Raw genomic sequence first — 23,385 nt, forward strand, 5'->3', positions numbered from 1 at the left:
CCCACCTCTCCCTCCGCATCGGGGCGGAGCCGGTTATCAAGGCACCAGGAGCCCGACAGGCATCCTGGTGCATCTGGCTGACGGCTTATCGACTCAACCTGCCCTGGCAATCGAGCCTGACCACTTCCCCTGAGGCCCCCAGCAGAGAAGCCGGTACCCAGCGAACGGTCGCCATGTCGATACGCGCCTGTCCACTGGTACCCAGGATGAAGGGGGTATTGACCTTCGCGAAGTCCATGCCCTCTTCGAGGCAGCGCAGGGGCAGACTCAGGGTCACCCACTTCTGCGGGGGTAACTGGCGCAAGGCCGGAGCAATCTCGATGGACTTTCCGCAGGGCCAGCCACACTGCAGCCCAAGCGTCATGTCCCCCGCTGGCGCCTGCTGCACCCGCAGCGTCACCTGCAGCTCGCTCTCGCCCTTCAGGTAGGTGCGACGATCCGCCCCCTTGACCTGGGTGGTCTGCAACTGGATCGTGGCCCCGGAGTCGACACCCGGCTTGTCCGCCCCGAGGAAGGTGACCGCTCGCGCATCCTGCTGGCGCAGGTAGTCGATGGGCTGAACCTTGATGAAGGTCATCTCGGTCACGCTGTTGCCGGAGACTTCAGTCCCCGTCCAGTTGCTGGCATCCCCCATGCGCAGACGGTGTTCTTCACCCGCCTTTGGCCCGAACAGCTCGAGCACCTTGTCAGCGGCGCTCAGTTTGGCGGGGTCGCTCTCGTTGCAGCCGAAGGTGCGTTTATCCAGGGCCAGGGTATTGAGGTTGCTGACCCGGGCCGCCACAGGGGAAGGCTTGCCGTAGCTGAGCCCGTAGCCATAGGGGAAGAGCGGTGCGTACTCACCCGCGGGATCCTGCTCGAAGGCTGGGCGCTGCCAGCCCGGGATATGGGTGGGCGTGCGATTGATGGTGGTGGCGCACTTGCCAAAGGGCCACGAGAAGGAGAGGCGTCCCTGGAAGTCATGGGCCACCTTGCCCTTGGCATCCCTGAACAGCAGATCGGTGATCCCCTCCCCCTCGGTGCCCGGCAGCCAGGCGGCGACAAAGGCGGAAGAGAGATTGAGCTCCTCATTGACGTAGAGCGGACGTCCGGAGAAAAGCACGGTCACCACGGGGATGCCGGCCGCCTTCAGCCGCTTGAGGGTCAACAGGTCCTCGTGATAGCTGCTCTTGAGATCCCCATAGGCAAGGGTCTTGTTGTCAGGAATGTCGCCGAACCACTCGGCATAGGGATCCTCCCCCATGACCAGGATGGCGACATCGGGCTTGGCTCCCGCAAACTCACCGGATCCCGTGCTTACCTGCACATGATCCGCACCGACGGTGGCGGTCACCGCATCCAGCACGCTCTGGGCACCGGGGAAATCACCGCGCCCGTTCTCGCTGCCTTGCCAGGTCAGGCTCCAGCCCCCCACCTGCTTGCCCAGATCGTTGGCGGCGCTCCCAGCCACCAGCACCCGGCTCTGCCGGCTCAGGGGCAGGATCCTGCCCTCGTTCTTGAGCAGCACCAGCGACTTGCGTACCGCCTCCCGGGCCAACGCCTTGTGCGTCACGGCACCCAGTTCACCCTGCTTGCCCGCCAGCTCACGGGCCGACGGCATGGGTTTCTCCCACAGCCCGGCCCGCATCTTGACCCGCAGGATACGCGTCACGGCATCGTCGATCCGGCTTATCGGGATCTGCCGGCTCGCCACGCCATCGAGCAGGCTCTGGCGAAACTCCATCCAGTCCTTGCGCGCCGTGACCATGAAGATGTCGACCCCGGCCAGCACCGCAGGCAGGCAGCTCCCCATGGTGCAACCGGCGATCTCGCTGTGGCCGTTCCAATCAGAGACGACAAGGCCATCAAAGCCCATCTTGCCCTTGAGCACGTCGGTCAGCAGATAGCGGCTGCCGTGCAGCTTGCCGTTGTACTCAACCCCGTCTTCTGGCAGCACGTCGCGGTTGAGCTCGTTGTGCCAGCTGTTGAACGAAGCCATGACCACCTGGGCACCGGCATCCAGCCCCGAGAAGTAGCCCACCGCGTGCAGGTTGCGCAGGTCCTCTTCCGAATAGAAGTTCTGACCCCGGTCGACCCCGTTCAGGGTACCGCCGTCCCCCACGAAATGTTTCACGTTCGAGATGACATGGCGCTGGCCGCGCAGATCCGTCGCGGAACCTTGCAGGCCACGCACCATCTCGCCGGCATAGTGATAGACGATGGCGGGATCTTCGGAATAGCCCTCATAGGTCCGGCCCCAGCGATCATCCCTGGGCACCGCCACCGTCGGGGCGAAGGTCCAATCCAGCCCGGTGGCGGCCACTTCCCGCGCCGTCACCTGGCCGATACGGTAGATGAGATCCGGATCCCGCGCCGCCCCCAGGCCGATATTGTGCGGGAACAGGGTCGCCGCGAAGACGTTGTTGTGGCCGTGCACCGCATCGGTCGCCCACATGAAGGGGATGCGATACCCCCTGCCCTCAAAGCCCGCTTCCGCCGCCTGCCAATAGGTGTCGGCCTGGTGTGCCCAGTCCTGGGCCGACGCGTGTTTGTTGTTGCCGGGCCAGCCCCCTCCCCCGTTGAGGACGGAGCCAATCTTGTAGCGCGTCACCTCCTCAGGTGTCACTTCACGAAAGTCGGGCTGGATCATCTGGCCAACCTTCTCCTCCAGGGTCATCCGGGAGAGCAGAGCCTGGATCTGGCGCTCCATCCCCTCGTCCCTGGCAATGGCGCTGTGGATCTGCGGCCAGGTGGAAAAATAGGGCATGGTCGACAACTCATCCGCCATCCCGGCACTCCAGATGCCGCACCCCACGAATAGGCAGGTCATAGACCTGGTGAGACCTGTAGTTTTACGCATTTTCCTTATGACTCTCCGGATGTTCTCGTTCATCGCCTGGACTCATCGTTCATGGCGAGTCGTCTTGAAAAACAGTCAAATTTGAAATCGATTGCAAGGATATTAAATGGTAAACAGAAATCTCTTCGTCATTCCAGCAGTATCTTTGTCATGCCATGACAAAGATCCCGCAGAAAGAGAAAATAGTGATGCAACTCACAAACTCGGAGGCGTGCATCATCAGCAGAATACCCATGAAGGAACAGAGAGAACAGGTAGATCCATGTCAGGAAGATCAACAAAATAAAATTAAAACAATAATTTAAATGCAATCGATCATATTGATTTGCCGCATGAGCTGCCTGGAACGACACCGATATAGCCAAACGGCTGGGGAGTCAGAGGAATGTTGAAAGGATTCAATGGAATTCAATTCAAGTGCATGAATATATCAATAAACGAAAATTTGCCGTCTCCATCACATTTCATAAAAGCAAACTTGATCTGCCAAAAAATTTACTGTTACCTGAATCGTGAAATCGATTTCCACTCAAGGGTTGTGTGTGAATCTTGACAGTGAAATGCGGGCCGCAGGATGACTCGGTCATTTTCTGCGTGAGTGCGAAAATCGACGCCATTATTTCCGTCTGTGATCAAAGGGGTAACAATGAAAACATCTCGGCTTAGTGCCCTGACGCTTGCCATGTCTTGCGTCATTGGCTTGCATGGCTGCTCCCTGCCCAGTGCAGGAGCATCTGGTTCAGCTACCTCCTCGGCATCTGCCGGACCTGTGGGTGAATTGCTGACCAATGGGGGCTTCCAGGGAACCGATGGATGGTGGACGGCCGGGGGGACCCTGAACGCCGAGAACCAGATGGGCTGTATCACCTTCACCGAGTCGGGCTCCAATCCCTGGGATGTCATCCTGGGTCAGTCCAATCTCGGCCTGGTGCAGGGGCAAACCTACAAACTCCATTTCACTGCCATGGCCAAGAGCGACATCAACGTCAAGGCCCTGATCCAGCATGATGGCGCCCCCTACACCAACTACATGGTGCAGGACCTCGCCCTCGGCAGCACGCCCAAACCGTTCGATATCCAGTTCACACCTTCTGCCACTGACGAGAAGACCCAGTTCCAACTTCAGATGGGCACCCAGACACCGACCACTGTCTGTATCGGTGAAGCCACGCTATCGGGCCCCTCCTTGATCAAGAAATCGGAGCTGGGCAGCGTGCGCGTCAACCAGGTCGGCTATCTGAGCAAGGCTCTGAAACGGGCGACCATCGCCACCGACAGCAAGGACGCGCTCCCCTGGACCCTGCGCAATGCCCAGGGTGAGACCATCGCGGAAGGCAAGACCACGCCCTTTGGCCTGAATGCCGCATCCGGCGAGAACGTACAGATTGCCGACTTCAGTCAGGTCACCACCCCGGGCACCGGCCTGGTACTGGAGGTCGCCGGCCAGAAGAGTCATCCGTTCAGCATCGGCGATGACATCTATCACACCATGAAATTCGATGCCCTCTCCTTCTTCTATCAGCAGCGTAGCGGCATCGACATCGAAGCCAAATATGTACAGCGCCCCGACCTTGCTCGCCCGGCAGGACACAAACCCGAGAACGTAACCTGCTTCAACAAGCTGGACGCCAAGGGCAACCAGTGGCCTGGCTGTGACTTCACGCTGGATGTGACCGGCGGCTGGTACGATGCCGGCGATCAGGGCAAGTACGTGGTCAACGGGGGGATCTCGGTATGGACCTTGATGAACCTTTATGAACGGGAGCAGCTGGCGAAAGAGGGTGACAAGAGCGCCTTTGCCGACGGCAAGGTCAAGATCCCGGAACAGCACAACGGCTACAACGATCTGCTGGACGAGTCCCGCTGGATGATGGAGTTCTTCCTCGCCATGCAGGTGCCCGAAGGCAAGAAGGCCTGGGTGCCGGTAGGCGATCAGTCCAAGCAGCTCGACAGCCTGAAACTGACCGAGATCGATGCCTCCGGCATGGTCTTCCACAAGGTCGCCGACGAAGCCTGGACCGGGATGCCGCTCCCGCCCCACAAGGATCCACAACCCCGTTTCCTGAGCCACCCCAGCACGGCTGCGACTCTGAACCTGGCGGCCACCGCCGCCCAGTCTGCTCGCGTATGGAAAGATCTGGATCCGGCCTTCGCACAGCGCAGCCTGCAGGCAGCGGAACGTGCCTGGAAGGCGGCCAACCGCCATCCGGACGTCTATGCCTATGACAATTTTGCGGGATCCGGTCCCTATGATGACACCAACCTGAAGGACGAATTCTACTGGGCTGCCGCCGAGCTGTTTGCCACCACCGGCAAAGCCGAGTACAAGCAGGCCGTCCAGCAGTCCCCTCTCTATCTGGCTGCCCCCAAGGGGGATCGCAGCGCAAGTGGTGATCTCTACTGGCAGGATCTCAGCAGCGCAGGGACCATCACGCTGGCCATGGTGCCTAACAAACTGGGCAAACAGGAAGTGGAGAAGGCACGCGCCGCTATCATCGCCGCAGCTGACGGCTACCAGAAGAGCGTGGCGACGGAGGGTTACCTTATCCCCTATCAGGCGACCGAATACCCCTGGGGCTCCAACTCCAACCTGATGAACCGCAGCATCTTCCTCGGGTTGGCCCATGACTTCACGGGAGAGCGCAAATACCTGCAGGCCATGTCCGATGCCATGGACTATGTGCTCGGCCGCAACCCCCTCGACCAGTCCTATGTGTCGGGCTACGGCAGCCGTCCGCTGAAGAATCCGCACCACAGGTTCTGGGCTCACCCCATCGACCCCGCGTCTCCCCTGGTTCCGCCAGGTGTACTCTCGGGCGGACCGAACTCCATCAACTTCAGCGATCCCGTTGCCTCCACCCTCAAGGGCAAGTGTACCGGCCAGACCTGCTGGAAAGATGAGATTGGTGCCTGGACGCTGAACGAGGTCACCGTCAACTGGAATGCCCCCTTCTTCTGGACGGTCAGCGTACTGGATGAAGGTGGATTGACCCGCTGATCACCCTTCCAATGCTCCGTCCCCGTGACGGAGCATTGTTTTACTCCCCTGCCGACCTTGCCCAGGACAGCTCCCGCACCGGTCGCCACCCTCCGCTTTACGTTTTCCTTTTCCTTTTACCCTTTTCCCTTTTCCGTCATCATTCAGAGGCTGACGGCAGCAGAACCCTCTCTTATCGATCATTTCATTGCATCTGACCGCACCTTCGCAACCCTGCCTTTACATGTCCGTCTCTTGGCCACCTTATTTGCGCATCCACTTGATCCCTCATTTGCCATCAGATTTGCTGACGCCATCCGGGCATCACCCGCTACCCGCCTCTTCTACAGTGCCCCGCGCGCGAAGAAGGCGGGACAGCAAGATACCCGGCTCCTGAATCGGGTTTCGTGACCCTCAGCGAGAACCACAAGGAAACCCCAGGCTGAGCCCGCCATCTGAGCAAGACACTGTACAGAGCCCCTTAGCCGCCACCATGACGCCCTGCCACCAGAGGGTGAAGGAGCACGGCGATGGGCTCGGTTACCCGGGGTTGCTGGCATGGTCGCCGGATCGACACCATGCCGAAAGCGCCCCCTGCATCATGCAGGGGTCCAGGAGCAGCATGAAAACCACGACAAACTTGAAATCGATATTTCAAAATACCAAATCGAATAAACATGGCTTAAACCACATCATAAAAACAATTATAACTAACTAATAAATAACGATATTTTATTTTATATGCCTTATATCAGATATCCATCAAGTGATCGCGATCACAATTACAAAACCCCATTCGTGAAATCGATTTCCCACCTTGTTGCATCGATCTATAGTGAGCCCAGCTTAATAACTGAGGAATGATCATGAAAAAAATCATGTTGTGCTGCTCTGCCGGGATGTCCACCAGCCTGCTGGTGAAAAAAATGCTGGTAGAAGCCGAAAAACGGGGCCTGGCTGCCGAGATCAAGGCTTTTGGCGCATCGGAGTTCGATGACCAGATGCCCCATTACCAGGTGGTCTTGCTGGGACCGCAGATCAAGTACATGCAACCGGAGTTGCAAGCCAAGGCGGCGGCTCACGGCATCAAGGTACAACCTATCGACATGATGGATTACGGCATGCAGCGCGGCGACAAGGTGCTGGACTACGCCCTGTCCCTGATTGGTTAAGCGTGCTCACAAGGAAGGACACACACTATGAGTTCACTCTATGGGATGCTGGTCAAGTTGATCGAACAACGGATCGGCCCATTGGCAGGAAAACTGGGCCAGCAACGCTATGTTCTGGCCATCCGTGACGGTTTTATTGCCGCGCTGCCGTTCATGATCGTCGGCAGCTTCATGCTGGTCTTCATCTTCCCACCCATCTCCAGCGAAACCACCTGGGGCTTTGCCAGAGCCTGGCTCGATTTTTCCAACACCTATCGTGCCGAACTCATGTTGCCCTTCAACATGAGCATGGGGCTGATGACAGTCTTCATCTCGGTGGGCGTCGCATCCAGCCTGGCCAAGCAGTACTCCCTGGACCCCATCACCACGGGCCTGCTGTCGCTGATGTCGTTCATGCTGGTGGCAGCGCAATACAAAGACGGCACCATCTCCACCCAGTATTTCTCCGGTCAGGGCATCTTTACCGCTCTTATTTGCGCCATCTATTCGACTGAGGTCTATGCCTGGCTCAAGCGCAACAACATCACCATCCGTCTGCCCGAGCAGGTGCCGATGGGGGTGGCGCGCTCCTTCGAGGTGCTGATCCCGGTCCTGGCGATTATCCTGACCCTGCACCCCTTCAACATGCTGCTGCAGGAAACCACTGGCATGATCCTGCCCGAGGCGATCATGTCCATGCTCAAACCGCTGGTGGCGGCTTCCGACAGCCTGCCTGCCGTCTTGCTGGCGGTGCTGTTGTGCCAGATCCTCTGGTTTGCCGGCATCCACGGCACCATGATCGTCACCGGCATCATGAACCCCTTCTGGATGGCAAACCTGGCCAGCAACCAGGCCGCATTGGCCGCCGGCCAAGCTATTCCCCACACCTTCCTGCCCGGTTTCTGGGATCACTTCCTGTTTATCGGCGGCGTGGGCTCCACCTTGCCACTGGCATTCCTGCTGATGCGCAGCCGCGCCGTACACCTGCGCACCATAGGACGAATGGGCGTGGTCCCCGGGTTCTTCAACATCAACGAGCCGATCCTGTTTGGTGCTCCCATCATCATGAACCCGGTCTTCTTCCTGCCCTTCATCCTGGTGCCGGTGATCAACGCCATCCTGGCCTGGTTCGCGGTGGATCTGGGTCTGGTTGAGAAGGTCGTGATGCTGACCGCATGGACCACGCCGGCCCCCATCGGCGCCTCCTGGGCGACCAACTGGGCCTTCAGTCCGGTCATCATGTGCTTCATCTGCATGGGGATCTCCGCCCTGATGTATTACCCCTTCGTGCGGGCTTACGAACGCACCCTGCTCAAGCAGGAAGCCGAGACGGCTGAAGCGGAAGAAGCCGCCAGATCAGAAAAAGCAGACACAATCACACCGATTCAGAGTCAGGCGTAAGCGCCAGGCGTGCGGGCGCCACGCCGCCTGCACGCCGGTCATCAAGAGGAAACTGCAATGCAATATACATTCCCCGAAGGCTTCTGGTGGGGTAGCGCCTCGTCGGCCGCACAATCGGAAGGAGCTGCCAATGTGGGCGGCAAGGCACCGACCATCTGGGATCACTGGTTCGAGACGGAGCCACACCGTTTCCACGGTCAGGTTGGCCCGGCCAACACCTCCACCTTCTACGATCGTTATCGTGAAGACATCGCATTGATGGAACAGATTGGCCACAACAGCTTCCGCACATCCATCTCCTGGGCCCGGTTGCTGCCGGATGGCCACACCGTCAACCAGGAGGCCGTCGACTTCTACAACAAGGTTATCGATGAGCTGCTAGCCAAGGGGATCAAACCCTTCATCGGCCTGTTCCACTTCGACATGCCGATGTACTGGCAGGAGCAGGGTGGCTGGGAGAGCCGCGAAACCGTGGCGGCCTATGCCGAGTACGCAGCGCTCTGCTTCAAACTGTTCGGTGATCGCGTCGCCTGCTGGATGACCTTCAATGAACCCGTTGTGGTAGTGGAAGGAGGGTATCTGTATGACTTCCATTACCCGAACCAGATGGACTTCAAACGGGCAGCCCAGGTGGCCTATCACATGATGCTGGCCCACAGTCTGGCGGTGAAGCGTTATCGCACACTCTCCCTGCCCGGCCAGATCGGCATCGTCCTGAACCTGACCCCCTCCTATCCGCGCTCTTCAAACCCGGCAGACTTGAAGGCCTCGTTCATTGCCGACCTGTTCTTCAACCGTGCCTTCCTCGATCCTGCGGTGAAGGGGGTTTATCCCCAGGAGCTGATCGATATCCTGCGCGAGCACGATCAGATGCCAGTTGTGCAAAGCGGCGACTGCGAACTGCTGGCCGCCGGCAAGATCGATCTGCTCGGCATCAACTACTACCAGCCGCGGCGAGTGAAGGCACGCATGACGGCCATCAACCCGGACTCCCCTTTCCTGCCTGACTGGTTCTTCGAGAATTACGAGATGCCAGGCCGCAAAATGAACCCTTATCGCGGCTGGGAAATATATGAGCGCGGTATTTATGACATATTGATCAACCTGCGAGATAACTATGGAAATATCCCAAGCTATATCTCCGAAAATGGTATGGGTGTCGAAGGGGAGCACAGATTCATTGGTGAAGATGGTCAGGTAAAAGACGATTATCGTATCGACTTCATTCGCGGCCACCTCCAGTGGATTCATACCGCCATTGCCGAAGGAAGTAATTGCCGTGGTTATCACCTGTGGACCTTTATTGACAACTGGTCCTGGATGAATGCCTACAAGAACCGTTATGGATTCATCAGCCTTGATTTGGAAAGCCAGCAGCGCACCGTCAAGAAAAGTGGTGAATGGTTCGCCAACGTCTCTCGTAATAATGGATTTTAAGGAGTCATAAATGATGGATCTTGAAGAAGCAGTCATGGGCATCATCGTCAATGCCGGCCAATCTCGCAGTCTCTGTTTCGAAGCCCTGCGTCAGGCTCGTGCTGGCCAGTTCAGCGAAGCGGATGCCTTGCTGCTCCAGGCCACCGACGCGGGGAAGGCTGCCCATGCCGTACAAACCAAACTGATTGAAGCCGATGAGGGCGAAGGCAAGACCAAGATGACACTGGTCATGGTACATGCCCAGGATCACCTGATGACCTCCATTCTGTGCCGCGAACTGGCCACCGAACTGGTCGAGATCTATCGCCGCCAAGCCAGCTGATTTTAACTCATCGGATCGGGAGTCCGTGCTTTTGCCACCGTTATATACGGTGGCTTTTTTTATTCTGGTTATACCAGCCAGCCGTCATGTCTTTCATACCTTTTTCAGGCAATTTCAAAAGTATGAAACTGTCATGACGCGATACCAGTATAAGTTTCAATATCTGTTTATGGCTATTCTGATGCTGCTTGTAGTCATCAATAAAACACTCATTAATAAACACACAGGAATGTGGATAATATGCGTAAACTTGGACTGATGTCAGTATTGCTGATGGCGGGAGGATTATATTCCACTCAGGCATCGGCATGGTGGTGGAGCAATCAGGATTGGCAGGTCTCTGATGGTTGGCGCAATGGCGGGTCAGAATTCGACTGCACCTGGCGCGCCGCCAACGTCTGGATGGAGTCCGGCACGGCCATCCTCCATGCGAAATCCGACAAAGGGAACAAGAGCTGTGCTGAGCTGCGAACCTACAACTACACCCGCAAGGGTCGTTATGAGGTGCAGATGCAGGCAGGATCGGTGCCCGGCACCATCAGCTCCTTCTTTACCTATACCGGAGATGCAGGCACCAGCTCTCACTATGAAGTCGACATCGAGCTGATGGGGGGCACCAACCTGCTCCATACCAACGTCTGGATCCAGGGGCGTCAGTATCCCCAGGACATCGACCTGGGCAAGTACGGTATCTCCATCTGGAACATGGAGCGCTACGCCTTCAACATCGACGAGGCGGGAGTCACCTGGCAGGTCTTCAGCCGCACCCAGAACAAATGGGTGAGCGTGCGCCGCGAGAGCCGCCCCGTCACCAGCTGGATGCAGACGTTTGTGAATAACTGGATCAGCGCCAACCCGAGCTTCCCGCCCAGTTCCTACAACGGCCAGCCCGTCTACGCCAAATACAAGTACGCCAATGTGACGCCCTGGGAGTGATCGCGATGGTCAACTAAATCCGGGCACACGGCGGCATACCCAAAACCGAAGACACAAAAAAGCCCAACTGAATAAATCAGTTGGGCTATGTAGATGGCGGAGGAGGTGGGATTTGAACCCACGGATGGTCGCCCATCGCCGGTTTTCAAGACCGGTGCATTCAGCCGCTCTGCCACCCCTCCGCAGCAGTGCGACGCATATTACCCATGCCCCCAGCCCTTGTAAATCCCTACTCCGTTTGTTTGCCCATTTATTGGGCTATCTGGCGCACAAAACCGGCAAAACCGCTGCAAACCGTGCTTTTTCAAGCGGATGGCTTGACTTGAAAACAGACTCACCCACTATAGGGGCCACTACCACATCCCCAGCAAGATGGACTTATGAGAATCAAACATGCCCTGTTCGCCGCCCTGACCGGCGCGACCCTGCTTGCGGCGCCCGTGCAGGCGAGCGAGCTGACCAAGAGCGATGTCGAGCAGATCGTGCGCGACTATCTGGTCAAGAATCCGGAGATCCTGGTCGAGATGTCCAACGCCCTGCGTGCCAAGCAGGAGAGCCAGCAGGCCGAGAACGACAAGACGCTGATAGAAGCCCATGCCAAGCAGCTCTTCGCCAACCAGGATCCCGAGAGCGGCAATCCCAAGGGCAGCCTGACGGTGGTGGAGTTCTTCGACTACAACTGCGGCTACTGCAAGCGCGCTCATCCCCTCATTCAGCAACTGCTCTCTGAGGACAAGGAGATCCGCTACATCTACAAGCAGTTCCCCATCCTGAGCGAAACCTCCTACTATGCCGCCCGCGCGGCGCTGGCGGTGAAGCTCGGCCAGCCCGACAAATACCAGGCCTTCCACGACAAGCTGTACGCCCATCAGGGGCCCCTCTCCGACGAAGCCCAGGTGAAAGACGTCGCCAGGTCCGCCGGCGTGGACTGGAGCAAGGTAGAGGCGAAGATCAAGGACGGCAGCATCGATCAGAATCTGGGTACCAACCGGGCGCTGGCCGAAGCCATGGCCATTTCCGGCACCCCGGCCTTCATCATCGGCGATCAGATCCTGCGCGGCGCACCGCGGGATCTGGCCAGCCTCAAGGCCATCATCAAGGATGTCCGCGCCGGCAAGAGCATCCAGTAACCCGCGCGTTGTTCATGAAAAAACGCCCCGGCATGCCGGGGCGTTTTGCTATTCAGGCTGCAAACCATCAGGCCTGATGGGCCGTCGCGAGAAGCTGTCAGCAAGGCGAAGAGCAGCGCATGGACCCGAGTTTATATGAATAAATGAGGTTCCTGAGCAGCCCATGACCCTTGATCACGGCTTCGCAGCAGGGCCATAACCGTTCGGGTTCTGACTTTGCCAGCGCCAGGTATCGATCATCATCTGCTCCAGACCCCGCTCAGCCTGCCAGCCCAGCTCGTCACGGGCCAGAGCCGGTTCAGCCCAGCACTCGGCAATATCGCCGGGGCGACGGGGCTTGATCTGGTAGGGAATGGCACGGCCACTGGCTGCCTCGAACGCCTTGACCATCTCCAGCACGGAATAGCCCTGACCGGTGCCGAGGTTATAGGTGAAGACGCCGGTATCACTCTTGATGCGGGCCAACGCTTTGAGGTGACCGATGGCGAGATCCACCACGTGGATATAGTCGCGCACCCCGGTGCCGTCCGGGGTCGGATAGTCGTTGCCAAAGACCCCCAGCTCCTTGAGCTTGCCCACGCCGACCTGACTGATGTAAGGCAGCAGGTTGTTGGGAATGCCGTTGGGATCTTCACCGATGAGGCCGCTCTCGTGAGCACCCACCGGGTTGAAGTAGCGCAGCAGCACGATGGCCCAGCGAGGATCGGATTTGGCGAGGTCACGCAGGATCTCTTCGACCATCAGCTTGGAGCGGCCATAGGGATTGGTGGCGCTGGTGGGGAAATCTTCCCGCAGGGGTACCGAGGCCGGATCCCCATAGACGGTGGCCGAGGAGCTGAACACCAGCCGGAACACGCCGGCCCTGGCCATCTCTTCGCACAGCACCAGGGTGCCGGTCACGTTGTTCTGATAGTAGGTAAGCGGGATCTGGCCGGATTCCCCCACCGCCTTGAGGCCGGCGAAGTGGATCACGGATGCTATTTTGTGTTCGGCAAACAGCCGCTGCAGGCAGGCTCTGTCCAGAATGTCCCCTTCCACGAAGGTGACCGGCTTGCCGGTGATCCGCTCGACCCGCTTGAGAGACTCGGGGGAAGCGTTGGAGAGGTTGTCCAGTACTACGACCTGCTGCCCGGTACCAAGCAGCTCGACCAGGGTGTGGGAACCGATGTAACCGGCTCCCCCCGTCACCAGAATTGTCATTTTTTATCCCGTACTTTGCTGAAACTGGGGTTGAGTCTACCCGCACGACCCGCCCAGGAAAAGCTCGGGATACCAATGACACCCGTCAGTACTCCAGGCTCACATCCCCTCTGGCGGTGCAGGAACAGGCCAGCGCCACCCCGCTCTCGAGGTCCTGCGCGCTCAGGGTCATCACGCTCTGGCGCTCGATTTCGCCTTCCGTGGTGCAACGACAAGCGCCGCACACCCCGGCGCGGCAAGCGGCCATCATGGTCTCCCCCGCCCCCTCCAGTGCTGCCAGCAGGGTCTGGCCAGGCAGTATCTTCACTTTCTTGCCGCTCTTTTTGAGGGTCAGCCAGAAGTGGTCGCTATCGGCCGCAACTGGCGCCGAGCCCGATGTAGCAGCAGGCAGGCCGAACGACTCCTGATGCAACTGCCCGGCGGGCAGCCCGAGCCCGGCCAGCATCTCGCTCACCACCGCCATATAGGGGGCGGGCCCGCACAGATAGACATGGCGGCTCAAGAGATCCGGCGCCAATTCCTTGAGCATCCCCGGTGTGAGCCGGCCAACCCAGGGATGAGCCGTTGGCGCCTCTTCCCCTACTTTCTCCAGCACTAAAGCATGGCGCACACCGGCATGAGCCTCGGCCAGCGAAGCCAGTTCCCTTGCGAAGATCACATCCCCGGGGGTTCTGGCGCTGTGAATAAAGCGAATGTCTGCATCCGGCCGTTTGGCGAGCTCGTCCCGCAGCATGGCCCACATGGGGGTGATGCCGGAGCCGGCGCTGAGCAACAGCGGCCGCTCGCAGGGGAGCGCGGTCAGGTGGAAATCGCCGAAGGGGCCGTCTACCCGGATCTCGTCCCCCACTTGCAAGCTCTGGTGCAGATGGTGAGAGACCAGCCCCACATCCTTGATGGTGACCTGCCAGAAAGGATCCTGCGGGCTGGAGGAGAGGGTGTAGGCGCGGCAGTGGGGCTGGCCGTCAATCATCGTGTGCAGGGTGACGCACTGGCCGGCCAGCACGGAGGGCAGGTCGCCAGCCAGGGGTTCAAATTGCCAGCTCGTCACGTCGTGGGTCTCTGCCCGGCGGGCTATACAGCGCAGGCTCAAAGAGGTGGAGGTCATCGCAAGGCTCCTCTTGCTCGGAAATAGCGTTGAAAAAAGGCGAGCCATCAGGCTCGCCAAAGGCTTACAACATGCTGAGCGTGTAAGGCTGTATCTTTGCTCAGGCCGCCAGGATCTCGGCGAGATCCGCGTCTGCCGTGGTGGTTCCTTTCAGGCCGAACTGCTCCTCCAGCACCTTGAGCAGGGCCGGGGTGAGGAAGGCCGGGGCGGTCGGGCCGGTGCGGATGTCCTTCACACCGAGCGCCAGCAGGGTGAGCAAAATGACGATGGCTTTTTGCTCGAACCAGGAGAGCACCAGGGTCAGGGGCAGATCGTTGACGCCGCACTCGAACGCGTCGGCGAGCGCCAGCGCCAGCTGGATGGCGGAGTAGGCATCATTGCACTGACCCACGTCCAGCAGGCGCGGAATGCCGCCGATATCGCCGAAATCGAGCTTGTTGAACTTGTACTTGCCGCAGCCCAGGGTCAGCAGCAGGCTGTCCTGCGGAATCGCCTTGGCAAACTCGGTGTAGTAAGCGCGCTCGGCACGGTCACCGTCACATCCCCCCACCAGGAAGAAGTGGCTGATTTCGCCAGCCTTGACCTTGTCGATCACTGCTGGAGCGGCCTGCATCAGGGCGTTGCGGGCAAAACCGATGGTGATGAAGTGCTCGAGCTCGGTGTGCTTGAAACCTTCCAGCGCCTGGGCCTTCGCGATGACCGCAGAGAAGTCCTCCCCTTCCAGATGGGTGACCCCAGGCCAGCCGACGATGGAGCGGGTGAAGATACGATCCGAGTAGTTGCCCACGTTCGGGTCGATGATGCAGTTGGAGGTCATCACCACGGCGCCCGGGAAATTGGCAAACTCCTTCTGCTGGTTCTGCCAGGCGGAGCCGTAGTTGCCCACCAGGTGCGGGTACTGCTTGAAGAAGGGGTAGGCCAGGGCCGGCAGCATCTCGCCATGGGTGTAGACGTTGATGCCAGTGCCCCTGGTCTGCTCCAGGATGAGCTTGAGATCCACCATGTCGTGACCGGAGACCAGAATGCACTTGCCCGGTACCGGAGTGACGCGTACCTGGGTCGGCTCGGGGTGGCCGAAGGCGGTGGTTTCACCGAGATCCAGCATCTCCATGATCTTGAAGTTCAGCAGGCCAATATCCATGGCGCACTTGAACAGGGGATCCAGATCGCAGGGATCCGTGCCGAGCCAGCTCATGATGCGATGGAATTCGGCGGCGACCCCGGCATCCTGCTGATCCAGCACCCGGGCGTGTTCCATGTAGGCGGCGGCACCCTTGAGGCCATAGAGGCAGAGCAGGCGCAGCCCCATGATGTCTTCGTTGACGTCGTTCTTGCCCCGGTTGACCGCGGTCTGCGGCGCCTGGGCAAGCTGGGCCAGCAGATCGGCACCCGGCTCGAAGCTGGCCGCGGCGGGCAGTGTGTCGGCCTGCACCGCCAGCGGTGCCAGCTTGGCGGCCAGTTGCTGGCGATAGGCCAGCGCCTGGTTGACGTAGGCGACGATGCGAGCGGAGTCGAAGTTGACGTTGGTGAGGGTGGCAAAGAACGCCTTGGGCACGAAAGCGTCTATTTCGCTGTCGACGATGCCGTGCTCGCGGGCCGCCAGGGCCCAGGCGCTGAGCCCTTGCAGGGTATAGATCAGCACATCCTGCAGATCAGAAGTTTCAGCCGTCTTGCCGCACATGCCTTGTGCATAGGCGCAGCCGTTGCCTGCCGGGGTACGAATAGTCTGTTCACATTGCACACAAAACATCATGTCTCTCCTAATTGGACATTTCAGTTATCTGTTTTGTGGCGATTCTATTCCCCTCTTGGAAAACTTAATAGGCATTCAATTTACCAATTAACATTTCATTGATGCAGATCAAATAGAAAAAAGCCGCCCAAATCGGGCGGCAAGCGGGTGGGAAATCAAGGAGAGACAACTCGGGTTTGCAACAACAGGGGCAATGATACGGGCCGGAGCATGGGCAGCCGGCCCCAGGTTCATCAGGCCAGATAGGCGCGCAGCATCCAGACCAGTTTTTCCTGCTGCTGCACATAGTCGGAGAGGATGGACGCAGTCCCTTCATCACCGGCATCGGCGGCCTGACCCAGGATGCGGCGCTGGGCAACCAGCAGTTCGCGGAAGCTCGCCAGCAGGGATTCCACGCAGGCACGACCGTCATGCAACCCCTTCTGCTCGGGGATGGCGGACACCTGGATGTAGTCGCTGAAACTGTGCAGGGGCACCCCATCCAGGGTCAGAATGCGTTCGGCCAGGGCATCGACTTTCAGCAGCAGGTCGTTGTAGATCTCTTCGAATTTCAGGTGCAGCTCGAAGAACTGGTTGCCGCGGATGTTCCAGTGGAAGCCACGGACGTTCATGTAGAGGATCTGGTAGCTGGCCAGCAGCTTGTTGAGCTCGGCGGCCAGGGCTTGTGATTGAACGGTATCAAGACCAATAGGGCTCTTCATGATTCACCTCCAGGTGGTAAGCATTATCGGGAACGGAGTCAGCTTATCCAGAAGAAGACTCAAAGGACAATCGTCCGTGCCTTGCCGATCAATAGCCAATGGCTATCGTCGGCAAAAAATGCACCGGCTTTCATTGCTCAAGCCGTTCGATATAGAGGATCACCTCGCCGAGGTAAATGCCGAACTTGCTGATCTTCGCGCGGTTGATCAGGCGATCGTCGTCCAGCAGATACATCCAGTCATCGAAGCTCACCCTCACCACGCTCTCATCCGGCAGTGCCAGATCAAGTTGATAACGCCAATTGAGGGCAAAGCCCTCTGTCTTGCCTACCGCCTCCCCCACCACGTCTGAAGCCGTGCCGCGCCAGTGGCCATCCGCTCCCTTGCTCAAAAACCAGGTGCGGGTCTGCCGACGGCCATCATCGAAGTAAAACTGCTCGAACAGCTCTCCCTTGCCCTCTCGCCAGTGCCCCTGCATCTCGACCCGAAAGCGACTGGTCACTTCGCCGCTGCGGTCCGTCACCAGGCCATGGGCCACCAGCTTGCCATTGAAGAAACGGGCGAGATCCCAACCCGGCCGGGAGCCGCGATAATCGTCAAGACCCGCGCCGCAACCAGAGAGCCACAGCAGGGGCAGCAACCAGGCAAGACGCCACCAGGAAGAGAACTTCATGGAATACTCCGTCAGGATTGGCCGCGCAGGCGGCGGGTCAGAGCGGGATCCCGGCTGTCGTCAGTCAGCCAGATAGCAAGAAACGCGGGGGCGAAGGCGGGATCATAGAGAGAGCCAAGGAGGCGATCTCGCAACCAGAAGTGGCCCGCCCCCTGCTCGTCCACATAAAAAACCAGCTTGTCGCCGGGGGCGACATCCGGCCAGAGCGTGGCCAGTCGAGCCAGCCAGCGTTGGCGCTCACTCTCGCTGCCAAGGCCGAGCCGCTGCCACTCGGCGGCGGTCGCCTCCAGCAAATCCTGGCGCTCGATGGCCCTCGCGTAGGTAATGCTGAGGGCCTGCGGGTAGCGCCCCGGCTGATAGCGGCCGCTCTCGCTGTAGAGGGTGGCGTCATAGAGCTTGAACCAGAGCCAGCGCATCTCCCCCTGTCCCACGGTGCGCAGCCCCTGCCAGGGGGCGGCAACGCTCTGGGCGGTCGCAAACAGTGGCAGGCTCAAGGCCGCCAGCAGCAGGCTAGTTCCACCCCATGTGCCAACGGGCGGGATCCTCCAGTTCATGCCAGTCCATCTCCTGTTCCTGCAGGGTGTTGATATCCTGCATCACCACGCTCGCCAGATGCCCCTGGGCATCGCGCTGGCAGGCCACCACCAGGTAGAAACGCTCGGCCAGCTCGCACTGGCCATCCCTGGTCCACTTGGAAAACAACAAGGTGTCGGTCGAAAAGGTGTTCATCTCGTCTCACCCTCCAGCTTGACCGTTACCCACAGGAGTACGGGTAACCACCACATCCAGATCACCGCCAGCAGCACTGCGCTTGTCCAGATGCCCCAGGGTAAGTTTACTGCCCCCATGGCGGCCCCCGCCATATAGGAGGAGGCACCCCCCACCATGCCGAACAGCCCCTGTTGCCAGCGCGGCAAGGGGCGAAGCCAGCGAAGGCCGTGGGAGAGGGTCAGGGCGAAACCGCACCAGAGCAGCAACAGCCAGAGCGGAAAACCGGACGGAAAGTGAAACAGGCCGAGGCGCCAGAGCAGGATGTCGAGCAGGCAGCCTGCCAGGGCGACCGGGATGAGGCGCCAGTCCTGCCCACGGCAGGGGGAGAAGATGAAATGGAGCAGCAGCATCCCGAGCAGCGGGCCCGGTTGCTGCCATGTCACCGCAAGCAACCAGTAGAGGTTGAACCCCAGCAGGTGGGCCCACTGCCACATGATCAGCGACCGCTTGCCGGCAAGTCCCCGGACCAGCCATGGGGCCCCGGCTTGGCGGCCTCCAGTTGCACCAGGCTGATGGCCCGCTCCCAGAATCCCCCTTCACAGTAGGCGAAGTAGAAGTGCCAGAGCCGGATGAAATCCTGGCTGTAACCGAGTTTGGGCAGCTCCGGGGCCAGCGTCAGGAAGCGTTCGCACCAGTGGGCCAGGGTACGGGCATAGTGGTGGCCGTGATCGTGCAGCCGTACCAGCTGCATGTCGGTCTCCCGCGCCAGCAGACCCGCCATCTGGGAGACGCAGGGCAGGCAGCCTCCCGGGAAGATGTAGCGCTGGATGAAGTCCACCCCGCGCAGATACTGGGCGTGACGCTGATCGGCGATGGTGATGGCCTGGATCAGCAGGCGTCCGCCGGGCTTGAGCAGGCGCGACAACTGGCGGAAATAGTCGGGCAGGAAGGCGTGCCCCACCGCCTCGATCATCTCGATGGAGACCAGCTTGTCATAGCGTCCCTCCAGCTTGCGGTAATCCTCCAGCAGCAAGGTGATGCGATCCCCCAGCCCCTCCCGCTCGATCCACGCCTTGGCATAGTCGTGCTGGGCCCGGGAGATGGTAGTGGTGGTGACCCGGCAGCCGTAGTGACGGGCCGCATAGACGGCGAGACCGCCCCAGCCGGTGCCTATCTCCAGCAGGTGGTCGTCCGGCCCAAGCTCAAGCCGCTCACAGATGGTGCGCAGCTTGGCCTGCTGCCCCTCCTCCAGGGTGGCATCCGGGTGGGGATAGATGGCGCTCGAATACTGCATGTGATCGTCGAGAAAGCCCTGATAGAGGGTGTTGCCAAGGTCATAGTGGGCGGCGATGTTGGCGCGCGAACCGGTCAGGGTATTGCGATTGAACCAGTGGCGCACCTTGTTGAACGGGAAGCTGAGCCAGCCGAGGCGCCGTTCCAGGGCGTCGAGCAGCTGCAGATTGCGGGCCAGCAAGCGCACCAGTGCCACCGGCTCCGGGCTGGTCCAGAGACCCTCCACCCAGGTCTCTCCTGCGGCGATGCTGCCCCCCAGCAGCAGGCGGCGATAAAACGCCGGATCCTGCACCACCAGCTCGGCATGCAGGTCGCTGCCCGCCTTGCCGAAACGGTGGCACTCGCTGCCGTCGTGGAGCACCAGCTGGCCCTGCTCAAGGCGCGCCAGCAATTTGAGCAGCAGTTGCTTGGCCCCCTTGTCGATGAAAGAGGCAGAGAGGGTTGATTGAGCAAGTTCCATTAGCGGCTCTCCGAATGGGTCAAGAGTGGGGTCGTTCGGTTGGGATGAACCCGCACCATGGGCTGCTGACAACACCAGGAAGCGGAATTAAGCGGGTGTGTCAGCGTCACGGGCGGCTCTCCGGATGGGTGAAGACGGGGGTGCGTTTGATAAAAAGGCGCAGGGCCTGCCAGTAGATCCCGAGCAGCACCTTCAGGGTCATCCAGGGCCAGCGAGCCAGCAGCGCCGCCAGCCCCTTGCGCGACAGCGGCGCGCGGCGCAGGGCCAGGGTGGCGTCAAACAGCTTGCTCTCACCGGATACGGGGTGGCTCTCGATATGGATCAGCGCCTCCTCTTTCGGCGCCCGGATGCGCCAGTGGTAGCGCATCCCCAGTCCCATGAAGGGGGAGACATGAAAATCCTTGTCATGGGGGGAGAGCGCCGCCAGATCCAGCAGGTAGTAGTGGCGCTCGTTCCAGGGGGTATTGGAGACCTCCGCCAGCAGGTAGCGGGTCTCCCCCGCCCGATCGCAGAAGTAGAAATTGACCGGGCTGAAATAAAACCCGAGGCAGCGCACGTTGCCAAGGAGCAGCACCCGTCCGCCGGGCTCCGCATCCCCCCCAAGGGCCGCCACCTTGTCCCAGACCGCCTGCTTGAGGGGCCCTTCGCTGCCCCGCATATAGTCCTCGCGGCGAAACGAGAGCAGTCCGGCCCGCTCCACGGCAAACCAGCGCCCCTGCTCAAGCCCGGGCAGTTCGTCCAGATCCAGCCCCAGCATGAAGAGGCTGTATGAAAAAGCGTGGGCCCTGGGGGCGAAGCGGCGATGGCGCACCGAGCCTTGCCAGATGGCGCTGATCCCCTCCCCCATTCCCTCGTCCCCCTGCGTCAAGGCCGCGGCGCCGCTCATAGCTCGGCCCCGAAGCGTCTGGCCACGTCCAGGGCGCTGCGCACCCCGTCCTCGTGAAAACCGTTGTACCAGTAAGCCCCGCAGAAGTGGGTATGCTGATGGCCACAGATCTCGCCCCGTCGCTGCTGGGCGGCGATGGAGCCCTGATTGAATACCGGATGATGATAGACGAAACGGCGCAACACCTTGCTCTCGTCCACCCGTCCACGGGGATTGAGGCTGACGCAGAAGGGCGCGGAGGAGCTTACCCCCTGCAGGATGTTCATGTTGTAGCTCACCAGGGGGCGCGCCCCGTCATCCTCACCGAGCTGGTAGTTCCAGCTCGCCCACGCCTTGCGGCGCATCGGCAGACAAGAGGCGTCGGTGTGCAGCCAGACGTCGTTGGCCTGATAGGGCATGTTCCCGAGGATGGCCCTCTCTCCGTCGCTCGCATCCGCCAGCAGGGCCAGGGCCTGATCGCTGTGACAGGCGAAGATCACCTCATCAAAATGGGCCTCCTGCCCCTGGCTGGTGACCACGACGCCATCCGCCACCCGGCGCACCGCCTCCACCGGGGTAGCGAGGCGGATGCGCGACTGCCAGCCCGCCGTGAGCGGCCCTATGTACTCTCGCGAGCCACCCGGGATCACATACCACTGGGGCCGGTTCGCCACCTCCAGCAGCCCGTGGTTGGCGAAAAACCGCAGGAAGAAGCTCAAGGGGAAGGCACGCATGTCCGCCAGGGTGGAGGACCAGATGGCCGCTCCCATGGGCAGGATGTAGTGGCGGGCGAAATAGTCGCTGAATTTCCCCGCCTGCAGGAAGTCCCCCAGGGTCAGCTCGGGGGTCAGCTCCCGCTGGCGATGCGCGGCCAGCCAGGTCCGCGCCTCCCGGTTGAAGCGCAGGATCTCGGCAACGAAGCGATAGAAGCGCGGGCTCAGCAGATTGCGGCGCCGGGCGAACAGGGTATCGAGGTTGTGACCGTTGTACTCCATCCCCTCGGGACTCTTGACCGAGAAGCTCATCTCGGCGGGTTGGCGCCCCACCCCGATGCGCTCCAGCAATTTGAGGAAGTTGGGATAGGTGCGGTCATTGAAGACGATGAAGCCGGTGTCGATGGCATAGTGGCGCCCAGCCTGTTCCACCTCCACGGTGGCGGTGTGGCCTCCCAGGGTCGGCGCCGCCTCGAACAGGGTGATGTCATGCAGCTTGTGGAGCAGAAAACCGGCGGTGAGACCGGAGATACCGGAGCCGACGATGGCGATCTTTTTCTTCATGAAGGGCGTCCTTTCGAAACGAGTGTGCGGCCAAGGCGCAGCCAGAGCCCTGTCGGCAGGGCGCCGAGCAGGCGCAGCAGCCAGATGAAGCGACGGGGAAAGTGGATCTGGTGGCGACCGGCGGCAAGCCCCGTCATGATGGCGCGGGAAGCCTCTTCCACCGTCACCAGGCAGGGCATGGGAAAATCATTCTTGTCGGTGAGCGGCGTCTGCACGAAGCCCGGGCGGATCAGGGTCACCCCGATGCCCTTGCTGGCCAGATCCAGGCGCAACGTATCCGCCAGATAATCGAGGGCCGCCTTGGAGGCGCCATAGGCCTCCGCCCGTGGCAGGGGCAGCCAGCTCACCGAGGAGCTGACGATGGCAAGCCGTCCACCCGCCCCCAGCCGCGGCAGCAAGGCGGCCAGGGCGTTGCCGGTGGCAATGAGGTTGGTCTCGATGACCCGGGCAAACAGGGCGCCGTCAAAGCCTTCTGCCGGATCCATGTATTCACAGTTGCCCGCATTGAGAATGAGCAGGTCGAGGGCGGGCAGACTCGCGGCCACCCCGGCCATGGCGGCGCTGTCGCGCGCATCGAATCGCAAAGGGGTGATCCCCAGGTCGGCCAGTGCCTGCAAGCGCACCTCGTCCCGGCCACAACCCCACACCTGCCAGCCGGCGCGCCGATAATCCAGCGCCAGCTGGCGGCCGATGCCCGAGGTGGCCCCGGTGATCAGCACCCGGCCGCTCATATCCCCAGCCTCCCCTTGATGGCACGTACCACGGGCCCCAGCAGCGGCAACTGCTCGTAGAGCATGGCCCCGAGATCGAAGTAGTCCCGGTGCAGGCACACCTTGCCCCAGGAGTCGAACGTCAGCCGGGTGGCACCCTCGACCCTGACAGCCCGGCCACCGGCAATCCTGGGGTGGGAGAAGGTCATGACCCAGGCGAGCCAGGCTTCGTTGCCCGACTGCTGCTGACTCGTTATCTCGAAACTGCACTGGGCAAGGCGCTCATAAAGGGAGGAAAAGTAGCGGGTGAGCGCGGCCAGCCCCTCTATCCGGTGCGCAGGATCGATGAAGAGCACCTCATCGGCATAGACCTCCGGCAAGCGGTGCAACTGATGCTTGTCCAATTGCAGGTAGAGGATGACAAAGCGGGCCAGCGCGTCATTCATG

The 23,385-nt window shown here is 60.5% G+C and carries 21 protein-coding genes and 1 tRNA gene; 7 read left to right on the forward strand and 15 right to left on the reverse strand.

Features of this window, described 5'->3' with window-relative positions; all coding sequences use genetic code 11:
* Nucleotides 1–85: 85 nt before the first annotated feature.
* A complete protein-coding gene (locus ACB037_RS18770) occupies nucleotides 86–2,764 on the reverse strand; it encodes a glycoside hydrolase family 3 N-terminal domain-containing protein (RefSeq protein WP_324047275.1) in 2,679 nt (892 codons plus the stop codon).
* 841 nt (nucleotides 2,765–3,605) lie between these two features.
* Between ACB037_RS18770 and ACB037_RS18775 the strand changes: the two genes are divergently transcribed.
* From ACB037_RS18775 to ACB037_RS18800, 6 genes are all read left to right on the forward strand, one after another.
* Nucleotides 3,606–5,834: a glycoside hydrolase family 9 protein gene (locus ACB037_RS18775; RefSeq protein WP_371175723.1), complete on the forward strand. Its 2,229-nt coding sequence runs from the start codon at nucleotides 3,606–3,608 to the stop codon at nucleotides 5,832–5,834.
* An 845-nt stretch (nucleotides 5,835–6,679) separates the two neighbouring features.
* Complete coding sequence (locus ACB037_RS18780; RefSeq protein WP_010673339.1) at nucleotides 6,680–6,985, forward strand: PTS sugar transporter subunit IIB; 306 nt, start codon at nucleotides 6,680–6,682, stop codon at nucleotides 6,983–6,985.
* A gap of 27 nt (nucleotides 6,986–7,012) precedes the next feature.
* Nucleotides 7,013–8,365, forward strand: coding sequence for a PTS cellobiose transporter subunit IIC (locus ACB037_RS18785; protein ID WP_010673338.1), 1,353 nt, complete (start codon nucleotides 7,013–7,015; stop codon nucleotides 8,363–8,365).
* A 57-nt stretch (nucleotides 8,366–8,422) separates the two neighbouring features.
* Nucleotides 8,423–9,802 (forward strand): glycoside hydrolase family 1 protein, encoded by a 1,380-nt coding sequence (locus ACB037_RS18790; RefSeq protein ID WP_010673337.1) that lies wholly within the window; start codon nucleotides 8,423–8,425, stop codon nucleotides 9,800–9,802.
* A 10-nt stretch (nucleotides 9,803–9,812) separates the two neighbouring features.
* Nucleotides 9,813–10,124, forward strand: coding sequence for a PTS lactose/cellobiose transporter subunit IIA (locus ACB037_RS18795; RefSeq protein WP_010673336.1), 312 nt, complete (start codon nucleotides 9,813–9,815; stop codon nucleotides 10,122–10,124).
* Between the two features lie 240 nt (nucleotides 10,125–10,364).
* Nucleotides 10,365–11,060, forward strand: coding sequence for a family 16 glycosylhydrolase (locus ACB037_RS18800; protein ID WP_080560416.1), 696 nt, complete (start codon nucleotides 10,365–10,367; stop codon nucleotides 11,058–11,060).
* 94 nt (nucleotides 11,061–11,154) lie between these two features.
* Here the strand turns inward: ACB037_RS18800 and ACB037_RS18805 are convergent.
* Nucleotides 11,155–11,242 (reverse strand) — tRNA-Ser (locus ACB037_RS18805).
* A gap of 198 nt (nucleotides 11,243–11,440) precedes the next feature.
* On the opposite strand from ACB037_RS18805, the gene ACB037_RS18810 reads away from it, so the two are divergent.
* Nucleotides 11,441–12,190: a DsbA family protein gene (locus ACB037_RS18810; RefSeq protein WP_371175724.1), complete on the forward strand. Its 750-nt coding sequence runs from the start codon at nucleotides 11,441–11,443 to the stop codon at nucleotides 12,188–12,190.
* 174 nt (nucleotides 12,191–12,364) lie between these two features.
* Here ACB037_RS18810 and galE read toward each other — a convergent pair whose 3' ends face one another.
* The 13 genes from galE to ACB037_RS18875 all read right to left on the reverse strand — a co-directional run bounded on the left by galE (nucleotide 12,365) and on the right by ACB037_RS18875 (nucleotide 23,384).
* Nucleotides 12,365–13,390 (reverse strand): UDP-glucose 4-epimerase GalE, encoded by a 1,026-nt coding sequence (gene galE / locus ACB037_RS18815; protein WP_323944499.1) that lies wholly within the window; start codon nucleotides 13,388–13,390, stop codon nucleotides 12,365–12,367.
* 85 nt (nucleotides 13,391–13,475) lie between these two features.
* Entirely contained in the window at nucleotides 13,476–14,495 is a 1,020-nt protein-coding gene (locus ACB037_RS18820; protein WP_371175725.1) for an FAD-binding oxidoreductase, read from the reverse strand.
* A gap of 100 nt (nucleotides 14,496–14,595) precedes the next feature.
* Nucleotides 14,596–16,245, reverse strand: a complete 1,650-nt coding sequence (gene hcp, locus ACB037_RS18825; protein WP_263308846.1) for a hydroxylamine reductase — start codon at nucleotides 16,243–16,245, stop codon at nucleotides 14,596–14,598.
* A gap of 236 nt (nucleotides 16,246–16,481) precedes the next feature.
* Nucleotides 16,482–16,949, reverse strand: a complete 468-nt coding sequence (locus tag ACB037_RS18830; RefSeq protein WP_010673329.1) for a Dps family protein — start codon at nucleotides 16,947–16,949, stop codon at nucleotides 16,482–16,484.
* 130 nt (nucleotides 16,950–17,079) lie between these two features.
* Nucleotides 17,080–17,622 (reverse strand): DUF3833 domain-containing protein, encoded by a 543-nt coding sequence (locus ACB037_RS18835; RefSeq protein ID WP_010673328.1) that lies wholly within the window; start codon nucleotides 17,620–17,622, stop codon nucleotides 17,080–17,082.
* An 11-nt stretch (nucleotides 17,623–17,633) separates the two neighbouring features.
* The gene (locus ACB037_RS18840; protein WP_069651764.1) at nucleotides 17,634–18,176 is read right to left on the reverse strand and encodes a chalcone isomerase family protein; all 543 of its coding nucleotides are present in this window, start codon (nucleotides 18,174–18,176) and stop codon (nucleotides 17,634–17,636) included.
* Complete coding sequence (locus tag ACB037_RS18845) at nucleotides 18,133–18,351, reverse strand: TIGR02450 family Trp-rich protein (protein WP_010673326.1); 219 nt, start codon at nucleotides 18,349–18,351, stop codon at nucleotides 18,133–18,135. The genes ACB037_RS18840 and ACB037_RS18845 overlap by 44 nt, the downstream gene beginning before the upstream one ends.
* Nucleotides 18,348–18,827 carry a DUF2878 domain-containing protein gene (locus ACB037_RS18850; RefSeq protein WP_041211250.1) on the reverse strand — a complete coding sequence of 160 codons (480 nt, stop codon included), beginning with the start codon at nucleotides 18,825–18,827 and terminating at the stop codon, nucleotides 18,348–18,350. The genes ACB037_RS18845 and ACB037_RS18850 overlap by 4 nt, the downstream gene beginning before the upstream one ends.
* 2 nt (nucleotides 18,828–18,829) lie before the next feature.
* Nucleotides 18,830–20,086 (reverse strand): cyclopropane-fatty-acyl-phospholipid synthase, encoded by a 1,257-nt coding sequence (locus tag ACB037_RS18855; RefSeq protein WP_279988898.1) that lies wholly within the window; start codon nucleotides 20,084–20,086, stop codon nucleotides 18,830–18,832.
* Nucleotides 20,087–20,192: 106 nt separating this feature from the next.
* Nucleotides 20,193–20,972, reverse strand: a complete 780-nt coding sequence (locus ACB037_RS18860; protein ID WP_069651766.1) for a DUF1365 domain-containing protein — start codon at nucleotides 20,970–20,972, stop codon at nucleotides 20,193–20,195.
* Entirely contained in the window at nucleotides 20,969–22,228 is a 1,260-nt protein-coding gene (locus ACB037_RS18865) for an NAD(P)/FAD-dependent oxidoreductase (RefSeq protein ID WP_201888513.1), read from the reverse strand. The genes ACB037_RS18860 and ACB037_RS18865 overlap by 4 nt, the downstream gene beginning before the upstream one ends.
* Nucleotides 22,225–22,959, reverse strand: coding sequence for an SDR family NAD(P)-dependent oxidoreductase (locus ACB037_RS18870; RefSeq protein WP_010673321.1), 735 nt, complete (start codon nucleotides 22,957–22,959; stop codon nucleotides 22,225–22,227). The genes ACB037_RS18865 and ACB037_RS18870 overlap by 4 nt, the downstream gene beginning before the upstream one ends.
* Nucleotides 22,956–23,384 (reverse strand): nuclear transport factor 2 family protein, encoded by a 429-nt coding sequence (locus ACB037_RS18875; protein ID WP_371175726.1) that lies wholly within the window; start codon nucleotides 23,382–23,384, stop codon nucleotides 22,956–22,958. The genes ACB037_RS18870 and ACB037_RS18875 overlap by 4 nt, the downstream gene beginning before the upstream one ends.
* Nucleotide 23,385 lies beyond the last annotated feature (1 nt).

Origin of the sequence: Aeromonas sp. S19(2024) (genome assembly GCF_041402625.1) — a bacterium.
In the GTDB taxonomy this organism is placed as follows: domain Bacteria; phylum Pseudomonadota; class Gammaproteobacteria; order Enterobacterales; family Aeromonadaceae; genus Aeromonas; species Aeromonas caviae.